This window comes from Streptomyces sp. HSW2009 (assembly GCF_040240285.1).
Classification (GTDB): domain Bacteria; phylum Actinomycetota; class Actinomycetes; order Streptomycetales; family Streptomycetaceae; genus Streptomyces.
The window spans coordinates 1-5,513 of sequence record NZ_JBEHZD010000518.1 but is presented as its reverse complement, the minus strand read 5'-3'; the positions used below and the strand labels follow the sequence as shown (position 1 = coordinate 5,513).

General features: G+C 76.7%; 4 protein-coding genes and 1 pseudogene. 4 read left to right on the top strand and 1 reads right to left on the bottom strand.

All coding sequences use genetic code 11. From position 1 onward, the window contains the following. The 4 genes and pseudogenes from AAHZ94_RS27695 to def all read left to right on the top strand — a co-directional run. Positions 1–471: pseudogene (locus AAHZ94_RS27695) on the top strand (hypothetical protein); the annotation flags it as partial. A gap of 464 nt (positions 472–935) precedes the next feature. Then, complete coding sequence (locus AAHZ94_RS27690) at positions 936–2,294, top strand: HD-GYP domain-containing protein (RefSeq protein ID WP_349996212.1); 1,359 nt, start codon at positions 936–938, stop codon at positions 2,292–2,294. 348 nt (positions 2,295–2,642) lie between these two features. Continuing rightward, positions 2,643–3,641 (top strand): tetratricopeptide repeat protein, encoded by a 999-nt coding sequence (locus AAHZ94_RS27685; protein WP_349996211.1) that lies wholly within the window; start codon positions 2,643–2,645, stop codon positions 3,639–3,641. 196 nt (positions 3,642–3,837) lie between these two features. After that, positions 3,838–4,485, top strand: a complete 648-nt coding sequence (gene def / locus AAHZ94_RS27680; RefSeq protein WP_349996209.1) for a peptide deformylase — start codon at positions 3,838–3,840, stop codon at positions 4,483–4,485. 185 nt (positions 4,486–4,670) lie between these two features. Here the strand turns inward: def and AAHZ94_RS27675 are convergent, their stop codons facing one another. Then, positions 4,671–5,252, bottom strand: a complete 582-nt coding sequence (locus AAHZ94_RS27675; RefSeq protein ID WP_349996207.1) for a hypothetical protein — start codon at positions 5,250–5,252, stop codon at positions 4,671–4,673. Positions 5,253–5,513: the final 261 nt, after the last annotated feature.

Below are 5,513 nucleotides of genomic sequence, written 5' to 3'. Positions count from 1 at the left end.
GCACCGGGCGGCCGGGACGGGCGCGCGCCCGCGCGCGAGGACGAGCGGACGGGGCGGCGCGACCCCGCGCGCGGCGGTGTGCGTCCTGACGGGCGCGGCGCGGAACGGCCCACCCGTCCCGCGCGCGCTGAGCAGCGTGTGCCGGTGGTGCGCGGCGAGCGTACGGGGCGTGGGCAGAGCCTGGTGGCGGGGCGCGAAGTGGCCGCCGGCGCGGGCGTGTTGACCCCGCGCGAGGCGGCTGGCAGGTCGGGCCGGGAGGGCCCGCGCGAGCCGGCCGGCGGCTCCGGCCGGGCGGGGCGGTCCCAGGCGTCGGGCGGCTCCGGTACGGACGAGCCGGTCGGGGCCGGCGGGGCGGGACAGCAGAATGCGGTGACCGGCGGGCGGACGGCACGGGGCGGCCCGGGGGGCGCACCCGCGGACCGGCCGGGCCGCCGCGGACCGGCCGCCGGGACCGACCGCGCGAGCCGATGACCAACGACGGGGGTACGGGGCCGGGCGGGCCGGGGTCTGCGGGGCGGGCTGGCGGGGGGCGGCGGTCCGTGGCACCGGACGGGGCGGAGTCCGCGGGCCGCGCCGCCCGCACGGACCGGCCCGCCGCATCGGCTGACGCCACTCCCCGGCAGCGCCCCCGCCAGGACGGGCCGAAGCCACCCGGCCAAGCGTCCCGCGCGGAGCGACCCGCCACACCGGATGGGTCGAAGCCACCTCGGCAAGCGCCCCGCGCGAAGCAACCCGCCACACCGGATGGGGCAAAGCCACCTCGCCAAGCCTCCCGCGCGGAGCGACCCGCCACACTCGACGGGCCGAAGCCACCCCGTCGAGCCACCCGAGCCGCCCGCACGGCGCGTCCCACCCGAGCCGCCCGCACCGCTCGCCCCACGCCACACCCGGCCGGAGCCACCCCCCGCCCTGCCGCCGCGCTGCGCGCGCTCTTCGTGCCCGGTGTTGCCGCTGCGTTCGCGCTGGCCGCGGTCGGTTGGACCGCCTGGCACGGGGCGCAGGGGCTCGGGATGGCGCTCGCCTTCGGGGTGTTGATCGCGGCCGGTGAGGCGGCCCGCTGCCCCGCGGACGCGTTGGTGCGGGATCGGGACCCGGCGCCGCTCGGTGCCGCAGCCGCGCTCGGTCATGCGGTGGTGTGTCAACTGGCAGGACCCGGTGGGCTGTTGGGTTCCGCGCAGGCCGTCGCCGTGGTGGCGCTCGCCGGGCTCCTCGGGCGGGTGCCGCTGCTCGCCTTCGGTCAGTTCGCGGACCGTGACCTGTGGGCGCGCCGGGTGCTCGTGGTCGGCTTCGCCGCGCTCTGTTGCCAACCCCTCGGCCGGTGCGCCGCGTTCGACGCCGAGCGGGCCGACGGCGCGCCCGTACTCGGGTACGTCCTGCTCGTACTCGCGCTGACCGTGCTGTGCGAGACGGGGCTCGCCGCGCTCTGTGCCGCGGCCCCGGCGGACGGCGGCCCCGCGACGCCGCTCGACGAACGGCTGCGGGCCCAACTCGGCCTGGGTCTGGTGATCGCCGGCGCCGCGGGGGCGCGCGCGCTCGCCGGGGCGGGCGCGGGGCCGTGGGCGGTGCCGCTGCTCGGGGTGCCGCTGCTGCTGGTGCAGTGGTCGGCGCGGCGGGGCGCACTGGTACGGGCCGCCGGCCGGCAGACCGTCGCCGCGCTGGCCCGGGCCACCGAGATCGCCGGCCACACCCCGCCGGGCCATGCCCAACGGGTCGCGCTGCTCGCCGGCGAGACCGGCCGTGAGCTGGGACTTTCCACGCACGCCCGGGCGGTGCTCGATTGCGCGGCCCTCCTGCACGACGTCGGACAACTCGCACTCGTCGACCCGTACCCGGCCGGCGCAACCGAGCCGCTGCCGGCCGTGGAGGCCGAGCGCATAGCCCGGCTCGGCGCCACCGTCGTACGGCAGACCGGAGCGCCCGAGGAAGTCGCCCGCACGGTCGAGCAGCAGGCTGCTCCGTACCGTGAGCAGCCGCCCACCGCCCGCATCCTCCGGGTGGTCAACGCCTATGCGGACCTCACGGGTGATCTTGCCGACCCCTTCGCGGACGACGGGGCCCGCCCGGACGGCGCGCACGGTCCGCAGGGTGCAGACGGGGCGGATGGGGCAGACGGAGCCGGGGGGAGCGGCGCCGGTTATCGGTGGCGGACGCCTGCCGTGCCCGGGTTGGACGGCGAGGTGCTCGGCGGGGTGCCGCGGGCGATGGAGCGGCTGTGGTTGGGGACGGAGCGGGAGTACGACCCGGCCGTGGTGGCGGCGCTGGCCCGGGTGCTGCGCAGGACGCCCGCCCCCTGAGCCGCTGATCCCGCATGGCGGAAGCTATTTTTCGCATGGATGAAGTGCGGCGCAGGGGTGCGGCGCACTCCGTCGCTCCTGGTGGGCCGGGGCGCGCGGAGTGGCAGGCCCTTGCTACAACCCGTGGGTAATGAGCGGGCCCCGGAATGGGCATGGTTGGATGCGGAGCAGGGGGTGTCGCGGCGCCGGCCCGTGGCAAGGAGTGGGGTAGTGCATACCCTGCTCCGACCGGATCGCAGGGGCCGGGCTGAGATGTTCGTGAAGATGTGGCAGGTTGTCGTCAGGGAGGACGACGCCGCTCGTAAGGGCATCGGCGCGGAATGACGCAGCAATCGGTAGGCGGGAATCGTGAGGATCTTCGGCAAGGTGCGGCGCCGGCCGTCCGCCTCCTGGCGGCAGGCCACCGACCGTGCCTTCACGCTCATCGGCGACGGTCGGTACGAGGACGCGGGCGCGCTGCTGACGCGCGCCGTCGACCTGGAGCCCTGGCTCTCGGAGTCCTGGTTCAACCTGGCCCTGCTGCACAAGTTCCGGCACGACTGGGAGCAGGCCAGAACGGCCGGCCTGCGCGCCGTCGCCCTGCTGGACCGCGACTCCGGCGCCCCCGACTGGTGGAACGTGGGCATCGCGGCCACCGCCCTCCAGGACTGGCCGCTGGCCCGTCGGGCGTGGCAGGCGTACGGCCTCAAGTCGCGCGGTGACCAGGCGATGACCGCGGGTTCCGGCAACGCGCCGGTCGACATGGACCTGGGCAGCGCCGCGGTGCGGCTCTCCCCCGAGGGCGAGGCCGAGGTGGTCTGGGGGCGCCGCCTGGACCCCGCCCGGATCGAGGTGCTGAGCATTCCGCTGCCGTCGTCGGGGCGGCGCTGGGGCGAGGTCGTGCTGCACGACGGGGTCCCGCACGGCGAGCGCACCACCGCCGCCGGCCCCTCCTACCCGGTCTTCGACGAGATCGAGCTGTGGGCGCCGTCGCCGGTGCCGACCTGGGTGGTGTTGATCGAGGCGGCCCGCGAGACCGACCGGGACGCGCTGGAGCGGCTGGCCGCCGACGCCGGCTTCGCGGCCGAGGACTGGTCGTCGTCGGTGCGGCTGCTGTGCCGTTCCTGTTCCGAGAGCCGGATGCCGAGCGACGAGGGCGACGGCGAGCACCTGGACCCGCACGACCACAGCGAGCCCGGCCATCCGGGGCCGCTCGGCCACCGCACCGCGGGCTCGGGTTCGCTGTGGGTGCCGGAGCGCGAGTGCGGCATCGCGGCCCCGGTCGGCCTGGTGCGCGGCCTGCTCGACGGCTGGGTCGCCGACAGCCCGGAGACCCGCGAGTGGCGGGACCTGGAAGAGGTCTGCTGAGCGCGGCCCCCGTGCTCAGCGCTGCCGCACGGCCATCTTGTCCCGTGGCCGCGCACCCTTCGCGCCCTGCCGCCGCCCGCCCTCCGTACCCCGACGACCGCCCGGCCGGTGCTCGTCATGGGCGGGCCGTGCCGCGGCGTTGCCCGTACCCTGTAGGGCGACGCATCAGGGATTCCAGGAAGGCTTACGGCGGACGATGGCGCAGCAAGAGACCGACCAGCAGGTGAACGAAGGGTCCGAGGTGGAGGACGGGTACGTCGTCGACACCGAGGACTGTGAGGAGCGGGAGCAGGCGCACCGCGAGCGGGGCACGGCCCGTCCGATCACCGTCGTGGGCAACCCGGTGCTGCACAAGGAATGTCAGGACGTCACCGCGTTCGACGACGAGCTGGCCGCGCTGATCGACGACATGTTCGCCAGCCAGCGTGCGGCCGAGGGCGTGGGCCTGGCCGCCAACCAGATCGGCGTCGACCGCAAGGTCTTCGTCTACGACTGCATGGACGACTCGGGCACCCGGCACGTCGGCGTGGTCTGCAACCCGGTCCTGGTGGAACTGCCCGCCGAGCGCCGCAACCTGGACGACTCCAACGAGGGCTGCCTCTCGGTGCCCACCGCGTACGCGTCGCTGGCCCGCCCGGACTACGCCGAGGTGACCGGCCAGGACGCCGGGGGCAACCCGATCAAGGTCCGCGGTACGGGCTACTTCGCGCGCTGCCTCCAGCACGAGACCGACCACCTCTACGGCTACCTCTACATCGACCGGCTCTCCAAGCGGGACCGCAAGGACGCCCTGCGGCAGATGGAAGAGGGCACGCCGCGCTACGAGACGGTGCCCAACGACTGAGCGCCCTCGCGCATACGCGCACGCGCACGGCTGCGGGCCGTCGCCGACCGGACAGCACCGGTCGGTGGCGGCCCGTCGGCGTACGGGGCGGTGGCGCACGGGGCGGTGGCGTGTAGGGCGCCGGCAGAGGACGCGGGGAGGCCGCGGGGCGGCGGCGCGGGTGCGTTGCGGGGCGTGCGGGCGGGTCAGTGGTGGCGCAGGAACCAGTCGCGCGTGGTGTGCTGGGCCAGCAGGACCACCACCGCGATGGCGAGGATCGTCGCAGGTCCGGTCGGGTGCTCCCGGGCGGCGCCGAGGCCGGCGGCGATGGCGATCGAGGCGAAGACGATCGCGGTGGTCCGCGTCGGCTGCCGGCCGCTGTCGAACCTGAGGGCGCAGATCGCCGCCCCGAACATGGAGACCCCCGTCGCCGTCAGTTGCCCGGCGGCCCGCGCGCTGATGGTCATCCCCGCGGTGAAGGCGAGCAGCGCGTAGTACCCGGCCCCCACGAACAGCAGCACCTGGGCGGCGCGGACGACGTTCGGCATCCGCGGCGGTGCGTACGGGGACCAGGGGGCTTGCAGGAACGGGGGCAGCGCGGCGCCGTACGGCGGGACCTGCGGCGGCGTGGGCAGCGGGCCCGGGGCGCCGGTGGGGTTGCCGCCGTGGCCCTGCGGTGCGGCGCCGGGCCGGCCGTAGCCGTACGGCTGGCCGCTGCCCTGCGCGTGGGGCTGGCCGCTGCCTTGCGCGTACGGCTGTCCGCTTCCCTGCGGATACGAAGGGGGCACGGCGGGCGGGGAACCGGGGGCGTGCGGGGGTGGCGGCGCCATCGGGGCTGCCGGTGCCAACGGGGGCGGCGCCGCGGGGCCCTGTTGGGGGCCCGGGATCGGGGGCGGTAGGGGTCCTGGCATGGCCTCACGCTAGCGAAGCGCCCTGGCGGCGTGGGGCGGGAAGTGCCCCGTGCCCCCCCGGGGGGGCGGGGGGCGCGGGCGGGCCGGGGGGGGGGGGGGGGGGGGGGGGGGGGGGGGGGGGGGGGGGGGGGGGCGGCG

Excerpts from the sequence above, each read along its gene's own strand:
- def (WP_349996209.1), top strand. The coding sequence starts at position 3,838 with ATGGCGCAGCAAGAGACCGACCAGCAGGTGAACGAAGGGTCCGAGGTG.